A 25,803-nucleotide genomic window follows, 5' to 3' on the forward strand; every position below is an offset into this window, starting at 1 on the left:
CCACCCTTCGTTCCAATCAACTTCTACATAAAGAATTATTGATAAAAAGTACACTTTCGAGGTGATCAACCATGATGACGAAAAATCAAATCAATGAACGTGAACAATTAGAAATGCTAACGATTGATCAATTAGTTCCCCAAGATCATTTAGTACGAAAACTAGAGGCGGCTATTGATTTTTCATTTATCTATCCTTTAGTAGAAAACCTCTACTCTGCTAAAGGACGCCCTAGTATTGATCCTGTTGTTCTCTTTAAAATGACGTTTATTCAGTACGTTTTTGGTATACGGTCCATGCGTCAAACCATCAAAGAAATTGAAACGAATATGGCGTATCGTTGGTTTTTAGGGTTTGGCTTCCATACAGAAGTCCCGCATTTCTCTACCTTCGGTAAAAATTATGTCCGTCGCTTTCAAGACACTGATATATTTGAGCAGATATTCTATCGTATATTAAAAGAGATTATGCATCAAGGACTCCTCCATGCAGACCATTTATTTATCGATTCTACGCATGTGAAAGCGAGTGCGAATAAACGAAAGTATGATAAAAAAGTTGTGCGAAAAGAAACACGGGCTTATGAAGAGAAACTTCAATTAGAGTTAAATATTGATCGTGAGGAACACGGAAAAAAGCCCTTTCCCCCGGAGAAGTTTGAAAAGGAAGAATGGAAAGAAATAAAGGAAAGCACGACAGATCCTGAAAGTGGCTATTACGTGAAGGATGAACGTACGAAGCAGTTTGCGTATTCTTTTCATGCAGCGACAGATGAAAAGGGCTTTGTCTTGGGTGCCATTGTAACTCCGGGAAATGTGCACGATAGTCATGTATTACAGCCACTTGTGGAAAAAGTCATTGAAAACGTTCAAAAACCATTAGCTGTTGCGGCAGATGCAGCCTATAAAACACCAGCGATTACGAATTTTTTATTAGAGAATCAAATGTTGCCTGTTCTTCCTTATACACGTCCTAAAACGAAAGATGGATTCTTCCGAAAGCATGAGTATATATATGATGAGCACTATAATTGTTATCTTTGCCCACAAGGGCAGATATTGAAGTATGCAACAACGACGAAAGAAGGATATCGGCAATATAAATCGAATCCTTTGATTTGTGCGAAGTGTCCAAGCCTTTCCCAATGTACAGAAAGTAAGCATCATCAAAAACTCATTCAACGCCATATTTGGGAGTCGTATGTGGAGGAAGCTGAACATTTACGCCATTCCTATGACATCAAACAGATTTATGCAAAGCGCAAAGAAACGATTGAGCGTGTATTTGCGGATGCAAAAGAAAAGCATGGTATGCGATGGACAACCTTAAGAGGTCTAAAAAAATTGTCCATGCAGGCGATGCTTACTTTTGCTGCCATGAATTTAAAGAAACTGGCTACTTGGACGTGGCAGGCAGCTTAAGAAGGTAGCTATGCTCGAAGAGTATGTTGAATTTGGTAGTATATTATCAAATGTTAAAGATAAAATAGGAAGAAAAATGACAAAAGCCCATCGAGAGTGAACCTCTCGATGGCTTTTGTCTACAGTCTGAAGAAACTATGTAAAATTTACATAGTTTCTTTTTTATTTTTGAAACCTCCTTTTTATTTTTGCGTATATAGTAATAACAACATCAAAAAGGAGCGTTTTTATGCTAGATAAAATTCTTCATTCCTTACTCAATAGTAAATCCAAACGCCATTATTCTTCATCAAGTAGCCGTAGTAGATATTCAAAGCGACATAATTATTATGGTCACAAGCATTATAAGCGTGGCTCTCGTAAAAGCTCACGCAGTTTTTTCAGCTCTATGAGTTTCTTTAGTAGCTAATGTGGTGGAAACGAATTTCCGAAAAAAGTTTTGACCAGGCTGTAGAACTTTACATAGCCGAACATCCCGATTTTTCTTTTAAAAAATTCCTTGGCTATGGCTCATATGGTCGTACGTATTTAATTGAAGATTGCTCGTCAGCAAGTCTATTTGTTTTAAAATGCTTGCGACCCAAACATCGTCACCACCAGAAAACCATTCATAAATTTCAACAAGAAATTCACATACTCCAGCAACTTTCACTACCCTATGTTCCTACCATCCATTCAGCAGGAACAATTTCAGACAGCCCATTTTTTATCATGGACTATGTCAATGGGCAAACTTTTGAGGAGCTTATTTTTCAGAATGGTACCAAATTTACAATTGCTCAATCCCTTGCTATTACAAAGCAATTATTAGAGCAAATTGTACAGTTACACAATTATGGTATTGTACATCGCGATTTACGGATTCCGAATATATTGTTAGTGGGTCAGCAATTGCATATTATTGACTTTGGTCTAGCTACCACTTATCAAAAGCAAATCGATATCTCTACGATTGAAAATCCAAAACGCGCCGAAAATCATATTAGTGATCTTTATTTTGTCGGCCATTTTTTATTATTTTTACTATACTCAGACTACAAGCCAAGCAAGAAAAAAGAGAAAGTTTGGCAGCAGGAATTAAAATTACCAATCAAAGTCCAAGATTTTCTTGAGCGCCTATTATGGATTCAAGAACCCTTTGCAAGTGCGTTAGAGGCCTTGCAATCTATGCCCCCATTCATAGATAAAAACCATTAAAAATAGAATTGTTCACCGCCAAACGTGAACAATTCTATCCTAGAGTTCAAATATTAAAGTATTTTGCAGTTACATATGCAATCCAATGATACGCTGGGTCTAAACGTAGATTTTCAATTAGCCCCTTAATGATTGCTTTACCATAAGTAGGATTTTCTATTTCTTGCTTTAACAACTCAATGGATTCTTTTTCTATAGAATCCTCAGTATGATTTATATTTTGCTCCAATAATTGTAGTAAAGCATCTTTTGACACGTCTTCCTCACACGGCTTTGCAATAAACGGCACAAGATCTGCTGTAATAAATGGAATGGTTGTATGATGGGCAATAATATCTGTCTTTTCTGCTAAAGATTTAGCTAATTGCTCTAAATCAAGTGGCATATCTGAAAAAATAAAAAGCTCAGCATAGCTCTTCATAAATCCTTTTATGCAGTACATTACATCATATTTCATTTCTTTTAATTGATCCTGATAAAGCTGCTCAAGCATATAGAGAATTGATTTCGACATTTCTGCTTCATACGCTGTTATTTTATGAAATAGCTCTTTTTTTGTTAAAAAGACCTTTTCATTAAAGAATACACGTGCAGATGCAGAATGGTCTTTGAATGCTTGAAAAATACTTTTATAAAATTCAACCAAAACAGTTTCTTTGTTATACGTTCCTCTGACTACTTGGTCAACATCTGTAATAAACTGCTGTAAATAGTAATCAACCATAGATATAACAAGCTCATCTTTGGTTTTGAAGGATAAATAAAATGCACCTTTAGAAATCCCGCAGCGTTCTGTAATTTGTTGTACTGACGTAGCTTCAAAACCCTGTTCAGAAAACAGTTCTAACGCTTTCTCCATAATTAATTGCTTTTTTAACATATTTTTAACTCTCTCCTAATGCATTTCGTTGACAAATGACCGATTAGTCATTAGTATAAATAATTGAATTTAGATAGTCAATAAAGGGTAGGTGTGAAGGTGAAAGGTTTAGTTAATTTCGTATTAAAGAACAAATTGGCAGTGTGGTTATTAACAATTATCATCACTGTCTCTGGTATTTATTCGGGTACAAGGATGAAAATGGAATCGATACCTGATATTTCGATCCCGTATTTAATTGTCATGGGCGTATATCCTGGCGCAACGCCTGAACAAGTCATGAATGAACTTTCCATTCCGTTCGAAAAATCCATAGAAAGTTTAGAAGATGTGAAGGCTGTTTACTCAACTTCCTCTTCCAACGTAGCACAAGTTCAAGTGGAATACGACTATGGAATTGATATGGATGAGAAAAAACGTCAATTAGAAGCAGCTTTAGATAATCTTAAACTACCTGAAGGTGCTCAAGAGCCTACTATTATGGCAATCAGCATGAACATGATGCCCGTAGTCGCTTTATCTGTAAGTAGCTCTAAGGAAGATATTGTTGATTTAACTTCAACAGTAGAAGAAGTTTTACTGCCTAAAATCGAAAAGATTGATGGTGTTGCATCTGCTACCATCACAGGTCAGCATATTGAACAAGTATCGTTTAAATACGATGAAGAAAAAATGGCAGCACTTGGTTTAACAGAGGAAACTGTTAAACAAATGATTCAGGCAAGTGATATGTCACTGTCACTTGGTTTATATCAATTTACTGTCGGGGAACAAGCCGTTTCAGTAGATGGTAAGGTAAAATCAGTGGATGAACTGAAAGACTTATTAATTCCAGTTACACCTTCAGCTACAAATCCTTCACCTTTCGTTCGTCTAGGTGATATTGCAAAAATTGAAGTAGAAGGTAAAGTGCAATCTGTTTCACGTACAAATGGTCAAGATGCCATTGCTATTCAAATCGTAAAAGGCCAAGATGCGAATACGGTAACAGTTGTTAATGCCGTAAAAGACCTTATGAAGGATGAGGAAAAACGATTAGACGGCTTAAACGTAGAGATCTCTCTTGACCAAGGTGCCCCAATTGAAGATTCTGTATTTACAATGATCGAAAAAGCAGTCTTTGGCGGCGCAATTGCCGTATTAATCATTTTACTATTCTTACGTGATTTCAAATCAACGATTATTTCAATTATTTCTATCCCAGTTTCTATCTTCATGGCATTACTCCTATTAAACTGGATGGATATTACTTTAAACATCATGACCCTCGGCGCGATTACCGTCGCAATCGGTCGTGTTATCGATGACTCAATCGTAGTTGTAGAAAATATTTACCGACGAATTCACTTAAAACAAGAAAAACTTACAGGTCGTGCCCTAATTCGCGAAGCAACAATTGAAATGTTCAAACCAATTCTTTCTTCAACATTGGTAACGGTCGCTGTATTCGCTCCTCTTATTTTCGTAGGTGGTATGGTAGGCGAATTATTCATGCCATTTGCCCTTACAATGACATTTGCATTAGGTGCATCGTTATTAGTTGCGATCACAATCGTACCTGCTTTATCTCACTTCTTATTCCGTAAAAAGTTATACGGTGAGAAGACTGAAAGCCAACATAAAGAAGTTGGTAAACTTGCTACCTGGTACAAAGGTGTCTTAGAAAAAGTATTAAATCACAAAATTATTACATCTGTCCTTGCGATTCTTTTACTTGTTGGTTCTCTTGCATTAACACCACTTATTGGTTTTAGTTTTATGGGCTCACAAGAAGAAAAAGTTATGTACTTAACGTATACGCCTGCAACGGGAGAGCTGGCTGACGAAACGGCAGCAAATGTTGAAAAAGTAGAAAAAGAATTAATGAAACGTAAAGATGTTGATATTTTACAAGTTTCCATTACAGATGCGAAGAATGTCGATCCATCAGCAATGATGATGGGTGGAGGTGCTGGCGGTGCCTTAATGTACCTTATCTTTGATCCGGATATGGAAGACTTCCCTAAAGCTCGTGATGAGGTTGAAGACTATGTATTTAACATCGGGCAATCAGGAGAATGGAAGTCTCAAAACTTCACTTCTATGTCGATGTCATCAAACGAAGTCAGCTATACACTGTATAGTGATGATTTAGATAAACTTCGAGATGCTGTGAAACAAGTAGAGGGTGCTCTAAAAGAAGTGGATGGCTTAGAAGATATTAAATCTGATAATGAAGATCCATACGTAGAGCATGTGCTAAAAGTTGAACAAAAAAATGTCCTTCAATACGGGTTAACGACAGCTCAAATCGTGATGGCATTAAATTCAAATACATCGCAAGAAGTATTAACTACCGTGAAAAACGATGGTAAAGATATCGATGTCATCGTTCAACGCGATGCTAAAGCAGCTGCGACTTCACTTGATGATGTCTTAGCCACTGAAATTAAAACAGCATTAGGTACAACAATGACTATCGGAGAATTAGTAGATGTTGAGGAAGGTACAACACTTAACTCATTATCTCGTTCAAAAGGTGAATATTTCGCAACAGTATCTGGTACGATTATCGGTGACGATATTTCAAAAGCCACTACTGCTGCTGATAAAAAAATTGATAAATTAGATTTACAAAAAGGTGTAACACTTGGTGTTGCTGGTGTTGCTGCAGATATGCAAGAAACATTCACTAAGCTTGGTATTGCGATGTTAGCAGCCATTGCCATTGTTTACTTCATTCTAGTGGTAACATTCGGAGAAGGTTTAGCTCCATTCGCTATTCTTTTCTCACTACCATTCGCAGTAATTGGTGCATTTATTGGTTTATTCGTTACAGGGCAGACTATTTCTGTATCTGTCATGATGGGTCTATTGATGTTGATTGGTATCGTCGTAACAAATGCCATCGTATTAGTTGACCGTATCATTCATATGGAACATGATGGTCTTGCCATGCGTGAAGCGATCCTTGAAGCAGGAGCAACACGTTTACGTCCTATCCTGATGACAGCCATCGCTACAATTGGAGCTATGATTCCAATGGCACTTGGTACTGGCGGTAGTGGGTTAATTTCCAAAGACTTAGCTATTACTGTAATTGGCGGTTTATTATCTTCTACCCTATTAACACTCGTTGTTGTACCAATTGTTTATGAAATGCTATCTAAAATGTTAAAGAAAAACCGTAAAGATATTGAAGAAAATTAATAAAAAAAAACAACCACTCATGCAATCTTTGCGCGAGTGGTTATTTTTTATCCTAAGCTTTTTATTGATTTTCTATTACTACAAAAACTTCCTTGCTTTCCACACCTGTATTTGATACAGCCTTAATGCCGTATGTATAGCTATGCTTAGCAAGAGCTGACTTGTCCACAAATTTAGTGAATCCATCCATATTATAAACAACATCCACTATATTTCGAGGGTCATCATAAGAGCCTTCTTTGTTTCCTGTAAAACGATAAATGACATACTTGCGTGGTTGTGTTTCATTTTCGTCTATAATCTCTATCTTACGACCTGCCGCTTCCTTTGTCACTTGCACAAAAGTCGGCACGTTCGGCACTGTGTCATCATCCCAAGTTGTTTCTGGTGTCAGTGCTGTGTAATTATATAATTGTTGACTAACAATCGTTGCATAGCCTAGTTTATTGTTTTGAAAGCTTCTCAAGGAGAAATGCATTTGCCCCTCAGCCGCTACCTTTTCCGAACGATTCGCTAGTATTTGACTAGGTAGCTCCATTTTATTTTTCCATGCTGCATCACTATCATTGCCAACTTTGTAATCAGCAAGCCCAATGTATAGATGTACAGGGTGTGTTGTTGCGTAGGTTTGCACTTCATGGCTCCACCAATCTAGCAGCGTTCCATATTTCGCAACAGATAATGTTCTTGACCAATAAATTTGTGGTGTAATGTAATCAATTGTGCCATTTTGAATCCATGTTCTGACGTCTGCATATAAATCATCGTAATTATTAACACCAGCCCTTGTATCGCTTCCTGTTTTATCTAGCGATTTATTGCGCCATACACCAAATGGTGAAATACCAAATTGAACATATGGCTTTGTGTCTTTAATGGCCGTGTAAAGATTTTCTACAAGACGGTTGACATTATCTCGTCGCCAATCCTCCACCTTTTTGAAGGAAGCACCATAGTTTTTAAAAGCTGCTTGATCTGGAAAAACTTCATTAGCAACTTTATATGGATAAAAATAATCATCCATATGCACTGCGTCAATATCATAATTGGCTACTAGCTCTCTTACTACTTCAACTAAATAGTCTTGTACTTCTGGTAAACCAGGATTTAAATAATATTGCTTACCGTATTTGATAACCCAATTTGGATGTGTTCTAGCCACATTATCAGCAGCAAGGTCTGTCAGTTTTTGTCCAGACATTGTTACACGATAAGGATTCATCCATGCATGTAGCTCCATACCCCGTTTATGACTTTCCTCTATCATGATCGCAAGAGGATCGTAGCCTGGATTCGTGCCTTGCTTTTTGCCTGTTATGTAAGATGACCATGGCGCTAAATCAGAGGCATACATTGCATCATTTGTTGGTCTTACTTGATAAATAACAGTATTGAATTTATTGGCTTTTAGTTGATCCAAAGTTTGGCGTGTCCAAGCCGTGTACTGCTCCTTCGTCATACCTGCTTTCATATCAAGATTAAGAACGGTTGAAATCCAGACAGCCCTCATCTCCCTTTTTGGCTGTGTCGTGCTTGCCATGGCAGTCTTTGTAGGGATTGTCGATAGGCATAACACAAAAATCATCGCGACTAAAGTTAAGATCTTCCATTTACTATTTTTCTTTCTCATATTTCCTCCATTTGCTATTTTTCTATTTTAGTATATGACAAGTACTCGCTATATGCACGTCTCCGAAGCAACTTTATCGGAAACAATGCAAGCAGATAATAAGTTTCATCTCTAACAAACGTTCTCGATAGTTTCAAAATATGTATAAAAAAACTACTGAAAAGACAATGTATAGTACTTTTCCTTTAAAGAAATCGATAAATATAGATGCATGGCGTTTCATTTTATGAGATTCATTTTACAATTTCCAAATTTTTAAATTCAACCTAGTTTTTGCTTAATTCATTCTTTACGCATCGATGAACTTTATGCTACAATCAACACAACTTATATAGAACGGAGGGTATTCCAAATGACAGCTTCAATTAGACTACGATTTCACCTTATTAATTAAATATGTGTACACTTTGCCTGCTGTGCAAGGGAAATGGAATTAGGTCTAGTCTGTTTTAGGAATACTGGAAAAGAGGGGACTTCTACTCCCCTCTTTTTTTGTGTTGTCTTTTACTTTCCACACAGGCACTACTGTTAGAAAGGGATGACGAAATTGGAACATTGGAAACGTAACACAATACTTTTTTTAAGTAGTCAAACGATTTCACTTTTTGGCTCTGCTCTTGTGCAATATGCCATTACATGGTATATCACACTTACAACACAATCAGGCAGCATGATGACCATCGCGATCATTTGCGGCTTTTTACCAACCTTCTTCTTAGCACCTATTGCTGGTGTCTGGGCAGATCGCTATAACCGTAAATGGCTTATTATTTTAGCAGATGGAATGATTGCCTTATCTACGCTAATTCTAGCTATTTTATTTTTAATCGGCTATGATGAGCTCTGGCTACTATTTGTTATATCAGCCGTACGCGCAGTTGGTGCAGGTATTCAAACACCAGCAGTGGGCGCAATTTTGCCACAATTTGTTCCTGAAGAGCATTTAATGAAGGTTAATGGTGCAAATAGTAGTATTCAAGCCTTCATCATGATTCTTGCACCTATGGCAAGTGGTGCATTATTAACGATGGCTTCTATTGAATCCATTTTCTTTATTGATGTGACAACAGCGGCTATTGCCATCGCTATCTTCTTATTATTTCTGCATATCCCTGCACATGCAAAAGCTAATCAGCCACAAACAACAGGCTATTTTAGTGATATGAAACAAGGCTTCATCTATATTAAAGAGCATGCTTTCTTGAAACAATTATTCTTGTTCTTTGCCTTTTTCATGCTGCTTGCTGCACCTGCTGCCTTTTTAACGCCTTTACAAGTTACACGAACTTTTGGCAATGATGTATGGCGTTTGACTGCCATCGAAATGGCCTTTGCCATTGGGATGTTAATCGGTGGTATCGCAATCGCAACATGGGGTGGCTTTAAAAATAAAGTGCATACAATGACATTATCTGCTTTGTTATTTGGTCTTTGTACAATAGCTCTCGGCGTCATTCCTATTTTTTGGTTGTATCTCGGAATCATGGCCATTACTGGCATAGCCATGCCAATCTTTAATACACCTGCAACGGTGTTATTACAAGAAAAAGTGGAAAGTGACTATATGGGAAGAGTATTTGGCATTCTTAGTATGATATCTACCTCTATGATGCCTTTAGGAATGCTAATTTTCGGGCCAATAGCTGATATTATTGCTATTGAGTGGCTACTCATCGGTACAGGATTATTACTCTTCATCCAAGGATTTTTCCTTCTGGGCAGTAAAGTCTTATTAAAAGCTGGTAAACCTACTGCTGAGCATGTTGACTCGCTAGAAAAAAAGTGAAGATTTTATTTCAAGAAAATTGTTAATAAAAAAAATAACATTTAAATTTAGCCTATACACAATCTCAAACAACGTTGACGCTAAAAAAGCCTTGCTTTATGCAGGGCTTTTTCCATCTTAATTTATGTCTTGGGAATAATTTTTTGTGCTTTAGCATCTTGCTTCCCACAATATCTGAATTGTAATTATTTAAAATTTAAATGGTCATGAAGATCTCTTCCAATACGCAACAACTTCGGTATCCAAAAATTTTAGATGTTGCCCTTAAAGGAATTTAAAGATATGTATTAGGAAATAGGACGCTTAGAATTTATCTGTACATTTTTCACCATAACTTATTAAAATACGGACTTTAATCTAATTGAACTAAATATAATAACGATGAATAGGACGTCCTACGTTTCCATATTGTATATCTACTTTTAATAGTTTCTGCTTTTCTAAAAAGTCTAGATAGCGTCTAGCTGTAACACGTGCTGTACCTATATAAGCTGATACCTCCTCCGCTGATACTGCCTCGCCACTTTTTTTTATATATGCAAGTACCTTATCTAAGGTAGCTCGATTAAACCCTTTTGGGAGTTCTTCTATAAGAATGGCATCCATTCCTGTTGTTTCTACTACAATTTGTTCAGGAAGACGCTGTTGCATTAAATGATCGACATCATGCTGAGTTAAATCTTGCATCCCGCTTATTTTCCTTCTATAGCTTTGATAATTTTTTAAAGTCTGCTCAATCCGCTCAAACGTAAAGGGCTTCATAATATAATCATAGACACCTAAGTGTAATATTCGCTGCACAGTGGGCATATCATTCGCAGCTGTTACAGCAATAACATCAACATGAAGATGCTCTTCTCGTATTTTCCCTAACGTAATAATGCCATCCTGCTCTGGCATAAAAATGTCCATAAAGACAAGCTCTGGGGTTAATTGTTTAATTTTTTGAATTCCCTCAATTCCATTGCTAGCATAGCCAACTAATGAAAAACCTTTGATTTGTTCAATAAATTGTCTGTTCACTTCTCGTACCATTGGATCATCTTCAATCAATAAGACATTTATTACATCCATCTATACTTCTCCTAACTCAAATAAAATTAAGAAACTTGTTCCTTTCATAAATTCACTTGTTACTTCAATATCTCCATTGCCTTTTCTTACAATTTCATAGACTAAATGCAAGCCAATGCCTCGATTTTCACTAGCCTTTGACGAAAATCCATTTTCAAACATACGCTCCTGCACCTCTTTAGTCATGCCAATCCCGTTATCGGTAACTGCAATCGCTAAGACGCCATCATGCTCGTCTACAGAGATGGCTACATATTTATCTTCCTTAGAAAGTACATTTAATGCCTCAAAAGCATTTTCAATTAAATTGCCAAACAACACAACAAAATCATGATGATCTAATAGAGGTGGAAAGCGTTTAAAATGACTTTTCCGATCAATTTCAACCTCGATACCCAGTTCTTTTCCATAACTTACTTTACTTAATAACAAACCTGAAATATTTTCATTATGAAAGCGTTCATTTAAAAATTTCGTTAATGAGGCTTCATTTTCAGTAGTAACAGTAACATATTCAAGTGCTTGCTTTGTATGTCCCAATTGCAGTAGTCCCGCAATCGTATGAATCTTATTTTTATGCTCATGGGTTTGTACACGTAATGCTTGAACAAAGGCCTTTACACCTGTTACTTCCTCCGCAAGCTTTTTCACAGCTGTTAAATCTTTAAACATAGCAACTGCACCAACTAGCTCTCCATTCACAATAATAGGTACACGATTACTTAAGATACTATGATGATTAATGTAAAGCTCTTGATCATAAACAGGTGTTGCTGTTTCAACAATTTCAGGCAGACGGGTATCAGGCAAAACGTCATAAATCTTTTGTCCAATACAGTCCTCTATTTTCCTAGTAACACCTAAAATATCGGCCGCTTTTTCATTAAAAATGGTGATATTCATTTCCTTATCTACCGCTATTATTCCCTCATGCATGGCATTAAAGGTTTCTGTTCTTTCCACATACATTTTTGCAATTTCATGAGGTTCAAGCCCAAACATTTGTTTTTTTATATGTCGTCCTAGTGTATAGGCACCGAAAATACTAAAAATCAGTGATATAACAATAGTTATCATAATTTCTCGCTCATAACTTTGTAACATTTCCAGAAAATCTGGTAATGAATAGCCAACGACTACAATGCCCACTTGTTCCCTTTTATCATTAATAATTGGCACGAAAGCCCGTATCATAACACCCGATTCTCCACGTGCCTTTGATACATAATAATGTTCACTAAATGCGGCGTTTAAATCCTGCGACTCACTGCGTTTTCCTATTTCCTTACTTACTGGGTGTGATAGTTTAATACGCTCCATATTCATTACAACAATATACTCGGCCTTATGAATCACTCTAATGCCATCTACAATTTTATTAATATTTTTTGCAGATTCTTTTATATTGGCATTTTCCAGATGTACACTAAGCTCTGGTACATTTGATACAGTTCTTGCCACAAGCATTGCTCGCTGTCCAAAATCTTTTTCCTGTTCAGATAATAGGTTACCGAGTAAAAAAATACCACCTAGTAAAAAGGAGAGTGCAATGATTAAAAATGTCACTAACAGTATTTTGCCGTTCACAGGCATTTTCATCATTAAAAAATTCCTTCCTTTCAAATTTGCATTCTCATAATCAGTGGCACACATATTTAGTTTTAAGATTATCTGCAAAAAAATCTTTTGACAACATATTTAGTCGATATAAGTAGCAGAAAATATTGAATTTAATGAACAATATTATAAACTGATAATTTAAAAAGAACTTAATTATCACTCTATGTTTTTGTATTATAACAATAATTAATTAACTATAGCGTACCATAACAGAGATAGTTATTGATATTACTATATTTATATGTAAATGTAAGTAAATGTACTTAATGAACGATATGATTCTTATTTTCTAAATCTCTTTTTTAAAGAAATATTCGCTATGATACTTTTAGTGAAAGCGATATCAAAGAGAAAATTTAGAAAAGAGGTAGCAAAAAATGAAGTTACTGAAAAATTTGACTATTCAGGTTATAGTGGCTATCATACTTGGGATTATTGTCGGAGCCATTTTCCCCGAGTTCGGTGCCAGCTTGAAAATCTTAGCAGACCTATTCATCAAATTAATTAAAATGTTAATTGCGCCTATTATTTTCCTAACAGTTGTTATTGGAATCGGCAGTATGGGAGATATGAAAAAGGTCGGGAAAATCGGAGGTAAGGCATTGCTTTACTTCGAAATAGTTTCCACAATTGCATTAGCAATCGGAATTGCTGTTGCTTTAATCGTAAGTCCTGGTACGGGCTTGGATACATCAGGTGCATCTGATGCTGATATTTCAAAATATACAACTGCTGCAGCTGAATCTGAGCAAGGCTTGGGTGCCTTCATTTCTAGTATTATTCCAGAAAATGTAGTTGGTGCATTGGCAACTGGTCAATTATTACCAGTCCTATTCTCTGCTGTTTTATTTGGCTTAGCAGCTGCCTCAATCGGTGCACCCGCAAAACCAGTCATCACATTCTTTGAGCAAGTAGCAGAGATATTCTTCAAGATTGTAAGTATGGTTATGAAAATATCACCAATCGGAGCTTTTGGTGCAATGGCCTATACAATTGGAAATTTTGGTTTAAAATCTTTAGGTAATCTAGGTTTATTAATGGCTGCCGTATATATAACAATGTTTTTATTTGTTGTCTTTATTTTAGGTGCCATTGCAAAGTTCTTTGGATTCAACATCTTTAAATTTATCGCTTATATCAAAGATGAGATTTTCTTAGTAATCGGGACTTCCTCTTCTGAATCAGCTCTGCCATCTATGATGCGAAAGCTTGAGAACTATGGTTGCTCGAAGCAGGTTGTAGGTTTAGTCGTTCCTACAGGGTACTCCTTCAATCTAGATGGGACTTCCATCTACCTGTCCATGGCTGCATTGTTTATCGCACAAGCATATGGAATGGAACTAACTTGGATTCAAATCATTACACTGCTCGGAATTTTAATGATTACTTCTAAAGGTGCAGCAGGTGTAACAGGCTCAGGATTTATTACATTAGCAGCAACTTTGGCTGCCTTCCCAATGATACCAGTGGAAGGAATAGCGCTGTTAATCGGTGTAGATCGCTTTATGTCTGAGGCTCGAGCTGTTACAAATTTAATTGGTAATGGCGTAGCTTGTGTTGTCGTGTCAAAATCTGAAAAAGAGTTTGACACAGCTATGGAAGAACGTGCACTTCAGGGAAAGACCACTATATCTTCCTAACAAAAATGGTAGGAATGATAGCCATCTCTGTTTCACTATACTCATTATCATTCGAGTAAAAGCTATGTCCTTATGGATTGACGCTGACAACAAACAATTAGCTTACACTATCACCCAAAATAAAATGTTTACACTCTAGTAAAAAAGTGAAAGTTAATAGTAAGAGGTGATAGTGAATGAATGATAAAAAACAGGCAAAAACACGTAATACGAATAACCCTGATGTTTTGGATACAGATAAAGAAAGCATTTTTGATAAACACGAGGACATGAAAACAGTAGATCCAATACCTGTCGAAGAATTGAATGAAAAAGTGAAAGATGAACAATATAAAACCAAAACTAAGGATTCCTCTGCAACAGATAAGCGCTATCCTTAATGTGATCGCTGCAAAAATGAATAAATATAAAAAGTCGACCTAATTCATAATTATAGGTCGACTTTTTTATATACTATTTGTTAAAGGGGGTAAATCATGAGTAAAATACCAATTATGAAAACGGAAAGGTTACTATTAAGACCAATTACACATGGGGATTTAGAAGCAATGTATGACTACTCTTCCAGTAAAAATGTGGCGCGTTATGTGACATGGCAAGCACACACGAGCTTAGAGGATACAAAGGCTTTTATGGCATTAATTTTTAATGGCTATCAGCAAGGCAATTTGATGTTATGGGGTATTGAATATGCAGGCACAATTATTGGAACGATTGATTTTGTGACGATTAATGACACCCATAGATACGCGGAAATTGGCTATGTGCTTTCTGAGGATTTTTGGAATAAGGGGTTCATAACAGAAGCAACAAAAAAACTCATTGACTTCGGTTTTAATGAGTTAGATTTAGTACGTATCCAAGCACGATGCTTTGAAGAAAACATTGGCTCACAAAAGGTTATGGAGAAGTCAGGTATGCAGTTTGAAGGGTTATTACGGAAAAGTATGCTTGTTAAGGGACAATACCAAAATGTAAAAATGTACGCTATCACTGATGATGATTATAGGAACCTCTAGAAAATAAAGCCTTGCTACGATTTGCAAGGCTTTATCATTACAACCATCTTTCCAAACAGTATATCTTCTTAGCTGTGGCATCTATCCTTACTCGTTTGCCTATCGCAATTGGGTGCATAGGATGTGTATGACAAATATCCACCTCTGCTAATATAGGAATCTTTATTCCATCCAACTGTTCAAGTAGAATATGATATGGCTGTCGATCCGTTCCTAAATCATCGTAGCATTCATGTTTCCCCAAAATAATCCCACTAACTCTGTTAAAGACACCATGCAATTTTAGCATTGCAAAATTCTTTTCAACAACAGCAGCATTTTTTAAGCAGTCCTCCACTAATAAAATATCACCTTCCACAATTTTAGGGAAATACGGCGTACCAATAAATCCATACATGGCATTGGCATTCCCGCCAATTAACCTTCCTTCAGCAACCCCACCCTGAATCGCTAACCATTCATTCTTCTTGAGTTTTTTATCCACTGTCTTCTCTAGCCAATTAACAGGTTCATCCGACCAATAAGAAGGCATTGGAATTTCGTATGGTAATGCTTGAGGCTTAAAGAAATAATGCTCAAAAAATTTGAAGGTATCATTTACCAATGGTTCAAACTCGCCAAAGGAAGGTACGAGGGCTGGACCATAAAAAGTTGAGATTCCCGTCTTTGCATAAAGTGCCAGTAGAACGGCCGTTGCATCTGAATAACCTACGACCAATTTGGGATGTTGACGAAAAGCCTCATAATCAATATAAGGTAGCATACTATTGGCATTGGTGCCCCCTATCGTAGACATAATCATATCCACATTTGGATTACGTAATAACTCATTCAATTCTTCTGCTCTTTCTTTTGGCGAACCTGAACGATAATAATCAGTTTTACCAGTTAGAGAACCTGTCACGATTTGAAAATTTTTATTCTCGAGAAATGCTTTAGCACGTTCATATCGTTCCAAAGCCGTCACCGTTGCTGGGGAGGACGGGGAATAAATGCCGATGTTTATTTTTGAAGTCATACGGTAGTTCCTTTCCCAATCAATAGTTTTGACATGTAGTATTCATTAATATATTGTCCATCTACATACAGCGAAGCCCGCTTCGTTCCTTCAATATCAAAGCCCATTTTCTTATACAAAGCAACACCAGCCTCATTATTTTCCATGACGGTTAATTCTAGACGATGTACACCATTCACTATTGCCCAATTTTCTACGTGTTGAAATAAAGCTGTTCCAATTTTTCTTCCTCTATAGTCACTATGTATGCCTATGACAAGATAAGCACGGTGAGCAATTCTTGACGGCTCATTGCCTTGTACAATTAAGTACGCCACAACCTGCTCATCCATTTCAGCTATGAACAAAGCTGAGTGGTGACTATGATATAGCTTGTCTATATACTCCCCAAATGGCTTAGGTGCTAAATTGCGCTCACCTGGTCCAAATAACATATAATTTGATGCCTCTGCATTTGCCATAACAGCTATAATTCGTTCACTGTCATGTCGGGTTGCTTCTCTTATGATCATGTTGAACACGCTCTCCTTCTAAAATATAGTCACCTGAATCCTCAATTCTTTTGTATTTATATGGACCTTGCCACCAAAGTATCTCATCACCCAGTGTTAATTTTGCTGGAATTCTCATACTTTTCTTCGTCCCTTCTAGTAGGTTTGAATTTTAGCTACTAGCTTTTCATCCCTAAAATGGAGTGTCTCAGTATCTATGAGTGTGTATGCTTGTAATGTGGGATGATTTTCTATCCAGCGATCAAATGCCCTCCTTCTCTCTGGATCATTATAATGTGGACAATAGGTACCTGATAATAGTCCTAAGCCATTCCATTCCTCAAAATCATCATATGTATTTTCACTATAGCATTTTTCAAACCAACACATTGCCCCAGCACTGATGCCAGCTAATATAATCCCTTTTTGATAAGCTTCCTTTAACAATTTATCAAAACCATATTCTCGCCACTTTTCAAGAAGATAACCTGTATTCCCTCCACCCACATAGATAATATGCTGCGCTAGTACTTTTTCTCGAATGCTTCTATCATGCATATCTTTTTGCAAGATATGGGTTGCATCACAATGATAGAATGCTGCATAAAACTTCTCGATATACCCTTGCGCATCATTACTTGCTGTGGGAATAAAACAAATTTTAACTCGTTCATTTTTCTGAGTTTGTCGTAAAATGTACTCATCGATAAATGAAAGGTTCTGCTGAGAAAACCCACCACCTGATAGGGCGATGATTTGTCTTATCGAATCATTATTTTTACTTAATTCATAGACAGCTTGTTCCTGCCCAAATCTTTCTAACATCTGTACATTTTTCATTCCTAATTTTTCGAGCAAGCGACATGATGCCTTGTTCGCTGTTTGTGTTTCTGCCACAATAGATTCTATATTCAGATAATTCAAACCATCCTGAATTACCTGCGTTAGCACTTCAAAAGCTAACCCCTTCCCCCAAAACTGAGGTAAAAATTGATAGGAAAGCTCATATAACTCCTTATCATGGTATTCATCGATCGAGACAAGACCTATAAATTCACCTGTCTCCTTTAAAGTAATATATAAATATGTATTAGGGAATGGCGCTTCTAGCATGCCTTTAAAAGATGCTTCTATATAGCTGTTTGATGGAACACCACCGAGATAAGTTCGAACTTGTTTATTAGAGTAGAGTTTTTGTATATCTGTAAAATGCTCTGGTTGTAATTGTTCGATTACACAATTAGTTGACATGATTTTCATTACATCTAGCCCCCTTCTTTATGTCAAAGTTTAATCTAACTCTCTCGATGAAATCAAATATTTTTTCCAATTTTTTCTTAAAAATAGAATAAAAAAGTAGTGACCAGCATGAATTGCTGTATCACTACCTGCATTATTGCCCGTATTGTTCAAGTAATCGTTGCGTGTTGGTCGATTGTTCGAGTACCTTTTTCTCTTTTGCCCAATAAACCAAATATTGTGCATCATCCACACGAAAAACCATTTGCTGTAACTCTTCATCAAGTTCAGAACTAATAGCCACTTTTAATATTTCTACCTCATAAAGAGGCTTATCCTTCATTTTATAAACGATATGATATACAGGCTTTTCTTCAAAAATAGTTCTTTCCTTTTTGGAAAGCTTCCTTACATGACTTAAAGGATATTTCTCAATAAAGCCTTGTGCTTCATCGCCTGTAGCATGAAATAGTGATTGATCTCCTTGGAATAATTCAATGTCGTCAATTTCTGTGGCATGATCTAGAACAAGAGAAATAGCTTCATCTTCACTTTTTTCTCTGTTTTGCATAATAAAAGCACCGACTAATAAAATACCAGCGAATATAACAAGTCTCCATCTGCGTTTCGTCATTTGCTCTTACCCATTCAAGGCCTTTTTAACAAAGCGATTTATATCAACATCAGCGCCTATAACAAGCATAATATCTCCTAATAAAATCTTGTCACTCGCCTGTGGAGATACGATAATATCAGCCCCACGCTTAATTCCTACAATATTGATGCCATATTTAGCGCGAATATCTAAATCCATAATGGAATAGCCAGCAATCGCATCATTAGCCTTTAATTCCATAATGGAGTGTTCATCTGATAGCTCTAAATAATCTAGAACAGTATTCGACAACATATTATTAGCAATACGAATACCCATATCTCGCTCAGGATGGACGACAAAATCTGCGCCAATTTTACGTAAAACCTTTTCATGGTAATCGTTTTGAGCTTTTACTGTAATTTGCTCAACACCAATTTCCTTTAAAATGATTGTTGTTAATATACTTGCTTGAATATCTTCCCCAATTGCTACAATCACGTGCTCAAAATTACGAATACCTAATGAATTCAACACCGATTCATCGGTTGAATCTGCAATAACAGCTTGTGTAGCAATGGAAGCAAACTCATCTACACGCTCTGAAGAATGATCAATTGCCATTACCTGTGCGCCCTGACTCATTAATTCACGAACAATACTGCCTCCAAAACGTCCAAGCCCTATGACTGCAAACTCTTTTTTCATCATAAAAATCCCTCCGAAAACTACTATACCACCATTGTAGCCTATTCTCTGCGATATGTATTGTCAAAACAAGAGCCAATTCGTCAATGGTGGACAACAAAAAAGACGAGGACCTTAATCCCCGTCTTCAACATATCATTATTATTCTGCGTTACGCATCTCATCTAGCACGCGGTTTACACGCTTTTCTAGCATTTTCATACCACTACCACCAGCTTGCATATGACGCAGCTGACCATCTTTATCGAACACAAAATATGCTGGAACATATTGGTTTTCAAAAGCATCTGTTAGCTTCATTTCACTATCTACAAAGATTGGTTGCACAATATCATGCTCTGCTGCTACTGCTTTAATTGTGTCTAAATCAGTATCTGCCTCAGAACGTGGCATATGTACTGCTACAACGTTTAATTCATCTTTATATTGATCGCGGAAATTGTTCACATCTGGCATTGCTTCTTTACATAAATGACAGCTTACTGACCAGAAGTGGATTAATGTTGGTTTTTTGCCTACTAATTCTGCTTTAGTTACTTCACCATTTAACCAAGTCGTTGCGCCAACTAATTCAGGCATTTGTTCACGAAGTTTCATAAAAATCCTCCTCTAAAAGATCGTTTGTCTTCAAATATTTAGATAACGGTATAAAAACTCTTTCCCAAAACAAAAATTCAGTTAAAAGTCCCCACAAGCTTGTCGTGGGGACTTTTAATTTTTCGCATAATGATTCGACTCTATTTAGATTATAGAGTTGCTTGGCCTGGACGCCAGTTAGCTGGGCAAAGACCACCAGTTTGTAGTGCTTGAAGTACACGTAGTGTTTCATCAACATCACGGCCGATGTTGTTATCAAACACTGTTTGGTATTTTAATTCGCCTTCTGGGTTGATGATGAATAAACCACGTAATGCGATACCTTCTTCTTCAATTAATACACCATATTCTTTAGATACTTGATGGTTTGTATCAGCAGCTAATGGGTATTTTAATTCACCAAGACCATTTTGCGTACGGTCTGTGTTAATCCATGCTAAGTGTGTGTGGATTGTGTCAGTAGAAACACCGATTACTTCTGCATCTAAGTCTTCGAACTCGTCATAACGATCGCTCATTGCAGTGATTTCAGTTGGACATACAAATGTAAAGTCCATTGGATAGAAGAAAAGAACTGTCCATTTATCTTGTGCTTTAATATCTTCTAATGATACTTTACCAAACGATTTGTCTGAAAGTACTGCTTCCATTGTAAAGTCAGGTGCTTGTTTACCTACCATGCGTTCTGCCATAATAAATCCCTCCGAATAAATATGTAGTTTATATATTCCATTCGCACTAGCGAACTCGTCTTCTACGATAGCAGAGTAACCGCAGTTTTTCAAACAAGTAAACTCCGCCCGTTTGGATGATTAAAATGGATTGACAAAAATTCGTCAAATCCATAACTGGAATTATTGCTATTGTCTATCTACAAGCTATTTTTGACAATAATATTCTACTCTATTCAAAATTTTTCTCACTTTCATTTATACCCTATTTTTTAACTTTTTACAGCTATTTTTTTCACGAAAAACGATTGCAAATTTTTTATTATTATGTATAATTGTAATGGTTTTAGTAAACTAAAAGTTTCGTTAAAGTAAACTTCATATTTCGAAAGTTTATCATTGCTAAACTTCTCTTAGGAGGGAAAAGATGCAAATAGGAGCAAAAATTAAAGCGCTTCGTTTAAAAAAAGGTCTTACCCAAGAGGAACTTGGAGAACGTACAGATTTAAGCAAAGGTTATATTTCCCAATTAGAACGTGATCTAAACTCACCTTCAATTGAAACATTATTTTCAATCTTAGAAGTATTAGGGTCAAGACCCAAAGACTTTTTTGATGATGAATCACCTGAACAGAAGGTTGTTTATACAGAGGAAGACCAATCTACCTATACAGATGAAGAAAAAAAATATGAAATTCAATGGCTGATTCCTACTTCGAATGAAAAAGAGATGGAACCCATTTTCTTAACCTTTGCAGCAGATGGCGAGTTTAAACAGTTTGAGCCTTCGCTTTCTGAAACATTTATTTATGTTGTTAAAGGGCGTATTCGTCTCGTTTTAGGGAATGAACAGTATATCGCAAGTGAAGGTAACGCACTTTATTATGACGCGACAGACCATCATCAGATTTTTAATGCACATGATGATGAAACAAAAATTTTACTTGTCGCAACAGATTCTTATTTATAGCTTAAGGAGGCGCATCCATGACAACCAATTCAATTATCCGCTTTGAAAATGTTTCAAAGTCATATAGCGACGGTACCGTCGTTTTAAAAAATATCAATTTGGAGCTTGAAAAAGGGAAATTTTATACACTGCTTGGTCCATCAGGTTGTGGTAAAACAACCATTTTACGAATTATTGCAGGATTTACGGAACCTACAACAGGAAATATATTTTTCCATGATAAAAAGATTAATGCAGTTCCTGCCAATGAACGTCAAGTTAATACTGTTTTTCAGGATTATGCGCTGTTCCCTCATTTAAATGTGTTTGAAAATGTCGCATTTGGCCTACGTATTAAAAAGCTTCCTGAAAAGGACATAAAAGAGCGTGTAGCTGAAGCCTTAAAGTTTGTCAATTTGGCAGGCTATGGTAACCGCGAAATATCTGAAATGTCTGGTGGACAACGACAACGAGTCGCGATTGCACGTGCCATTGTCAATGACCCTGAAGTAATTTTACTGGATGAGCCACTTTCAGCTTTAGACTTAAAGCTACGTACAGAAATGCAATATGAGCTACGTGAATTACAGCAACGTCTTGGTAAAACATTTGTCTTTGTTACACATGATCAAGAAGAAGCACTTGCCATGAGTGATGAAATTTTTGTCTTAAGTGAAGGACAAATTCAGCAGTCAGGTACACCAGTGGATATTTATGATGAACCGATTAACCGCTTTGTTGCTGACTTTATTGGTGAATCCAATATTGTACCCGGCGTGATGATTGAGGATTTCAAGGTTGAATTTGCTGGCAAAGTTTTTGAATGTGTCGACCAAGGGATGAAGCCAAATGAAAAAATAGACATTGTCATTCGACCAGAAGATTTAGAAATGACAACGATCGATAAAGGCAAACTTGTGGTAAAAGTGGATACACAATTATTCCGAGGGGTACATTATGAATTATCCACATACGATAAAGATGGTAATGAGTGGCTAGTCCATTCATTGAAGAAAGCAGAAGTAGGGACTGAGATTGGCTTAGACTTTGATCCTGAGGCGATTCACGTAATGCGCTTAAACGAAACAGAGGAAGAGTTTGATAAACGATTAGAATCGTATGGAGACGATGAAGATGCAAACTAAAACATCAAAATCAGCGTTATTTCCATATGTGTTATGGATTGCCTTTTTCGTTATCGCGCCAATTGCACTCGTTGTCTATTATTCCCTGCTTGATTTACATGGCAACTTTACGCTCGATAACTATAAAGCGTTCTTTTCTTCTGTTTACTTAAAGATGACTTTGAGCTCGTTTTGGTATGCATTTTTAATTACATTCTTTACACTATTAATTTCATACCCAACTGCTTATTTTTTAACGAAGACTAAGCATAAACAACTTTGGCTTCTACTTATTATTATTCCTTCATGGATTAATCTTTTGTTAAAAACATATGCCTTTATCGGCATCTTTGGGTTATACGGGCCTATTAATGCATTTATCGAAGTATTTGGCTTCGATCCAAAGCAAATGCTCTTTACCGATATTAGCTTTGTCTTTGTGTCGGTCTATATTTTTATTCCATTTATGATTTTACCGATCTTCAATTCTTTAGATCGTTTAAACCCAACGCTCATTTATGCAGCACGGGATTTGGGTGCTTCGGCTTTTACAACCTTCCGTCGTGTTGTTTTACCATTGACAATGGATGGCGTTAAATCTGGTATTCAAGTTGTCTTTATCCCTGCCCTATCCCTGTTCATGATTACTCGCTTAATTGCAGGGAACCGTGTCATTACTCTAGGCACAGCGATTGAACAGCAATTCCTTGTGACGCAAAACTGGGGTATGGGCTCCACTATTGCTGTATTCTTAATTTTATTCATGGTGATTATCATGCTAATTACGGGACAAAAGGATAAAGGAGGTCGCGTACGATGAACAAACTATCTGCTTCAGCCAAAGTCTATTTAACAATTGTTTTTATCGTTCTCTATGCTCCAATTTTCTATTTAATCTTTTACTCGTTTAATAGTGGCGGCTCCATGAATAATTTTGAATCCTTTACTTTGGAGCATTATCAAGCTGTTTTTGAAGATTCACGTCTTCTTGTTATATTAATAAATACGGTCATCGTGGCATTACTTTCTGCTCTCATTTCTACTATTATTGGTACGCTAGGAGCAATTGGAATTGTGACGGTTAAGGATTCTAAAATGCGTAATACTTTATTATCCTTAAACAATGTCTTAATCGTCAGCCCAGACGTAATTATCGGGGCTAGCTTCTTAATTTTATTTACAATGGTAGGCATTAAACTGGGCTTTGCATCTGTTTTACTAGCCCATGTTGCATTTAGTGTACCGATTGTTGTATTAATGGTTTTACCAAAGCTACTAGAAATGAATAACTCATTAATCGATGCAGCATTAGATTTAGGGGCAACGAAAAAGGACGTTATGATGCGTGTCATTCTTCCTTATATTCAGCCAGGTATTTTTGCAGGCTTCTTCCTTGCCCTTACGTATTCATTAGATGATTTTGCCGTGACATTCTTTGTAACAGGTAATGGCTTTAGTACTTTATCCGTAGAAATTTATTCAATGGCCCGCGCAGGAATTTCTCTAACGGTGAATGCAATTTCTGGATTAGTATTCTTTGTTACGGTTTTAGTTGTTGTTGGTTATTATTTCATGACAAGTCGTACGAGTAAAAGAATGGAGGGGCATCGATGAAGTCACTAATTCAAGCTACCATCGCCATCCTTGTCGTTTCAGCCCTTTTATTCTATGCGGCTGATGCCTTAAGTGCGGGAGGCGGTAAAAGTGGAAAAGACACGTTAACCATCTTTAACTGGGGAGAATATATTGATCCTGATTTGTTAAAAGAATTTGAAAAAGAAACAGGCATTCATGTCATCTATGAAACATTCGATTCCAATGAAGCTATGATGACAAAGATTCAGCAAGGCGGAACAGCTTACGATATTGCTGTCCCTTCTGAATATATGATTGAGAAGATGAAGGAAGAAAAATTATTAATTCCTTTAGATAAAACGAAAATCCCTAATTTAAAAAATATTGATCCTTACTTTTTAGATTTACCATTCGATGCTAACAATAAATATTCTGTCCCTTATTTTTGGGGAACAGTAGGTATTGTCTACAATCCGAGCCTTGTTGGAGACTTAGACTTCTCCTCTTGGGACGATTTATGGGACCCTTCTTTAAAGCGAAAAGTCTTTTTAGTAGATGGTGCGCGTGAAGTCATTGGGATGGGCTTAAACAGTCTTGGCTATTCTCTGAATTCACTAGATGATCAGGAACTTCGTGAAGCTACTGACAAATTAATTACACTTGCACCAAATGTTAAAGCGATCATTGGAGATGAAATCACACCGTTAATGATCAATAATGAGGCAACTGTTGCCCTTACATGGTCTGGCCAAGCAGCTGATATGATGTATGAAAATGAAGAGTTAGACTTTGCTGTACCTGAGGAAGGCTCAAACTTATGGTTTGATAATATGGTCATCCCAAAAACATCAAAAAATATTGATGGTGCCCACGCCTTTATTAACTTCATGCTAAGTGCTGAATCAGGTGCTCAAAATGCTGATTTTGTAGGCTATTCTACTCCTAATATTGCCGCTATGGACTTAATGGACGAAGAAGTTGTTTCTGACGAACGCTACTATCCTTCTGAAGAACAACGCGATACATTAGAGGTCTACAAAAATTTAGGACCTGATTATTTAGGGAAATACAACGAATTATTTTTAGAATTTAAAATGAGTATCAGATAATTAAACTAGCGAATTGGTTTTCACACCAATTCGCTAGTTTTTTACTTTGCTTATCTAACTGTTTATTAAACTAAGAACATTTTCAATCACTATTTGCATTATTATATTTATAAAATATTTTATCTAAATTTTAATAGATTCTCACATTAGTGTATTTTTGATAGTCCATAACTTCTAACGCTCAACATCGCTACAATTTATAGCCATGCTTTATACCATTACAGACAGACTCTCCAAATTTTTAATTCTCCCTTTATAAGAGAAGTCCCTC

The 25,803-nt window shown here is 36.5% G+C and carries 24 protein-coding genes; 12 read left to right on the forward strand and 12 right to left on the reverse strand.

The window, feature by feature from the left end; genetic code table 11:
- The first annotated feature begins 71 nt into the window (after positions 1-71).
- On the forward strand, positions 72-1,421 hold the full coding sequence (locus ACMGGO_RS18530) for an IS1182 family transposase (protein WP_420281576.1): 1,350 nt from the start codon (positions 72-74) through the stop codon (positions 1,419-1,421).
- 408 nt (positions 1,422-1,829) lie between these two features.
- A complete protein-coding gene (locus ACMGGO_RS18535; protein ID WP_279494058.1) occupies positions 1,830-2,618 on the forward strand; it encodes a protein kinase domain-containing protein in 789 nt (262 codons plus the stop codon).
- Positions 2,619-2,664: 46 nt separating this feature from the next.
- Here the strand turns inward: ACMGGO_RS18535 and ACMGGO_RS18540 are convergent, their stop codons facing one another.
- Positions 2,665-3,498, reverse strand: a complete 834-nt coding sequence (locus tag ACMGGO_RS18540) for a TetR/AcrR family transcriptional regulator (RefSeq protein ID WP_004224709.1) — start codon at positions 3,496-3,498, stop codon at positions 2,665-2,667.
- A gap of 99 nt (positions 3,499-3,597) precedes the next feature.
- Between ACMGGO_RS18540 and ACMGGO_RS18545 the strand changes: the two genes are divergently transcribed.
- On the forward strand, positions 3,598-6,687 hold the full coding sequence (locus tag ACMGGO_RS18545) for an efflux RND transporter permease subunit (protein WP_103117526.1): 3,090 nt from the start codon (positions 3,598-3,600) through the stop codon (positions 6,685-6,687).
- A gap of 61 nt (positions 6,688-6,748) precedes the next feature.
- On the opposite strand, the gene ACMGGO_RS18550 is transcribed toward ACMGGO_RS18545, so the two are convergent.
- The gene (locus tag ACMGGO_RS18550; RefSeq protein ID WP_054549828.1) at positions 6,749-8,317 is read right to left on the reverse strand and encodes a glycoside hydrolase family 10 protein; all 1,569 of its coding nucleotides are present in this window, start codon (positions 8,315-8,317) and stop codon (positions 6,749-6,751) included.
- A gap of 538 nt (positions 8,318-8,855) precedes the next feature.
- Here ACMGGO_RS18550 and ACMGGO_RS18555 point away from each other — a divergent pair.
- The gene (locus ACMGGO_RS18555; protein WP_054549827.1) at positions 8,856-10,103 is read left to right on the forward strand and encodes an MFS transporter; all 1,248 of its coding nucleotides are present in this window, start codon (positions 8,856-8,858) and stop codon (positions 10,101-10,103) included.
- 366 nt (positions 10,104-10,469) lie between these two features.
- Here the strand turns inward: ACMGGO_RS18555 and ACMGGO_RS18560 are convergent, their stop codons facing one another.
- Positions 10,470-11,177, reverse strand: coding sequence for a response regulator (locus ACMGGO_RS18560; protein WP_048391959.1), 708 nt, complete (start codon positions 11,175-11,177; stop codon positions 10,470-10,472).
- Positions 11,178-12,779, reverse strand: a complete 1,602-nt coding sequence (locus ACMGGO_RS18565; RefSeq protein ID WP_054549826.1) for an ATP-binding protein — start codon at positions 12,777-12,779, stop codon at positions 11,178-11,180.
- 395 nt (positions 12,780-13,174) lie between these two features.
- On the opposite strand from ACMGGO_RS18565, the gene ACMGGO_RS18570 reads away from it, so the two are divergent.
- The 3 genes from ACMGGO_RS18570 to ACMGGO_RS18580 all read left to right on the forward strand — a co-directional run bounded on the left by ACMGGO_RS18570 (position 13,175) and on the right by ACMGGO_RS18580 (position 15,456).
- Entirely contained in the window at positions 13,175-14,437 is a 1,263-nt protein-coding gene (locus ACMGGO_RS18570) for a dicarboxylate/amino acid:cation symporter (protein ID WP_054549825.1), read from the forward strand.
- 176 nt (positions 14,438-14,613) lie between these two features.
- Positions 14,614-14,817 carry a hypothetical protein gene (locus tag ACMGGO_RS18575; RefSeq protein ID WP_279494052.1) on the forward strand — a complete coding sequence of 68 codons (204 nt, stop codon included), beginning with the start codon at positions 14,614-14,616 and terminating at the stop codon, positions 14,815-14,817.
- A 96-nt stretch (positions 14,818-14,913) separates the two neighbouring features.
- Positions 14,914-15,456, forward strand: coding sequence for a GNAT family N-acetyltransferase (locus ACMGGO_RS18580; RefSeq protein WP_420282120.1), 543 nt, complete (start codon positions 14,914-14,916; stop codon positions 15,454-15,456).
- A 37-nt stretch (positions 15,457-15,493) separates the two neighbouring features.
- Here the strand turns inward: ACMGGO_RS18580 and ACMGGO_RS18585 are convergent, their stop codons facing one another.
- From ACMGGO_RS18585 to ACMGGO_RS18620, 8 genes are all read right to left on the reverse strand, one after another.
- The gene (locus tag ACMGGO_RS18585; RefSeq protein WP_326141113.1) at positions 15,494-16,474 is read right to left on the reverse strand and encodes a S66 peptidase family protein; all 981 of its coding nucleotides are present in this window, start codon (positions 16,472-16,474) and stop codon (positions 15,494-15,496) included.
- A complete protein-coding gene (locus tag ACMGGO_RS18590; RefSeq protein ID WP_115673816.1) occupies positions 16,471-16,986 on the reverse strand; it encodes a GNAT family N-acetyltransferase in 516 nt (171 codons plus the stop codon). Before ACMGGO_RS18590 ends, ACMGGO_RS18585 begins: the two co-directional genes overlap by 4 nt.
- Positions 16,958-17,104: a hypothetical protein gene (locus ACMGGO_RS18595; protein ID WP_155483381.1), complete on the reverse strand. Its 147-nt coding sequence runs from the start codon at positions 17,102-17,104 to the stop codon at positions 16,958-16,960. Before ACMGGO_RS18595 ends, ACMGGO_RS18590 begins: the two co-directional genes overlap by 29 nt.
- Before the next feature lie 17 nt (positions 17,105-17,121).
- Positions 17,122-18,225 (reverse strand): GNAT family N-acetyltransferase, encoded by a 1,104-nt coding sequence (locus ACMGGO_RS18600; protein WP_420282121.1) that lies wholly within the window; start codon positions 18,223-18,225, stop codon positions 17,122-17,124.
- Between the two features lie 133 nt (positions 18,226-18,358).
- A complete protein-coding gene (locus ACMGGO_RS18605; protein ID WP_279494043.1) occupies positions 18,359-18,838 on the reverse strand; it encodes a hypothetical protein in 480 nt (159 codons plus the stop codon).
- A 6-nt stretch (positions 18,839-18,844) separates the two neighbouring features.
- Positions 18,845-19,507: a potassium channel family protein gene (locus ACMGGO_RS18610; RefSeq protein ID WP_004224679.1), complete on the reverse strand. Its 663-nt coding sequence runs from the start codon at positions 19,505-19,507 to the stop codon at positions 18,845-18,847.
- Positions 19,508-19,648: 141 nt separating this feature from the next.
- Positions 19,649-20,104, reverse strand: a complete 456-nt coding sequence (locus tag ACMGGO_RS18615; RefSeq protein WP_004224678.1) for a TlpA family protein disulfide reductase — start codon at positions 20,102-20,104, stop codon at positions 19,649-19,651.
- A gap of 149 nt (positions 20,105-20,253) precedes the next feature.
- Complete coding sequence (locus tag ACMGGO_RS18620) at positions 20,254-20,796, reverse strand: peroxiredoxin (protein ID WP_004224676.1); 543 nt, start codon at positions 20,794-20,796, stop codon at positions 20,254-20,256.
- Between the two features lie 406 nt (positions 20,797-21,202).
- Here ACMGGO_RS18620 and ACMGGO_RS18625 point away from each other — a divergent pair, with 406 nt between their 5' ends.
- The 5 genes from ACMGGO_RS18625 to ACMGGO_RS18645 are packed head-to-tail and all read left to right on the forward strand — an operon-like array spanning position 21,203 to position 25,532.
- Positions 21,203-21,745 carry a helix-turn-helix domain-containing protein gene (locus ACMGGO_RS18625; RefSeq protein ID WP_004224674.1) on the forward strand — a complete coding sequence of 181 codons (543 nt, stop codon included), beginning with the start codon at positions 21,203-21,205 and terminating at the stop codon, positions 21,743-21,745.
- 17 nt (positions 21,746-21,762) lie between these two features.
- A complete protein-coding gene (locus tag ACMGGO_RS18630; protein WP_048391964.1) occupies positions 21,763-22,869 on the forward strand; it encodes an ABC transporter ATP-binding protein in 1,107 nt (368 codons plus the stop codon).
- Positions 22,859-23,668 carry an ABC transporter permease gene (locus tag ACMGGO_RS18635; RefSeq protein WP_048391965.1) on the forward strand — a complete coding sequence of 270 codons (810 nt, stop codon included), beginning with the start codon at positions 22,859-22,861 and terminating at the stop codon, positions 23,666-23,668. The genes ACMGGO_RS18630 and ACMGGO_RS18635 overlap by 11 nt, the downstream gene beginning before the upstream one ends.
- Entirely contained in the window at positions 23,665-24,462 is a 798-nt protein-coding gene (locus ACMGGO_RS18640; RefSeq protein WP_048391966.1) for an ABC transporter permease, read from the forward strand. The genes ACMGGO_RS18635 and ACMGGO_RS18640 overlap by 4 nt, the downstream gene beginning before the upstream one ends.
- Complete coding sequence (locus ACMGGO_RS18645; RefSeq protein ID WP_054549818.1) at positions 24,459-25,532, forward strand: ABC transporter substrate-binding protein; 1,074 nt, start codon at positions 24,459-24,461, stop codon at positions 25,530-25,532. Before ACMGGO_RS18640 ends, ACMGGO_RS18645 begins: the two co-directional genes overlap by 4 nt.
- Positions 25,533-25,803 lie beyond the last annotated feature (271 nt).

Source organism: Lysinibacillus sp. BNK-21 (assembly GCF_048684915.1).
GTDB classification, from domain to species: Bacteria; Bacillota; Bacilli; order Bacillales_A; family Planococcaceae; genus Lysinibacillus; species Lysinibacillus capsici.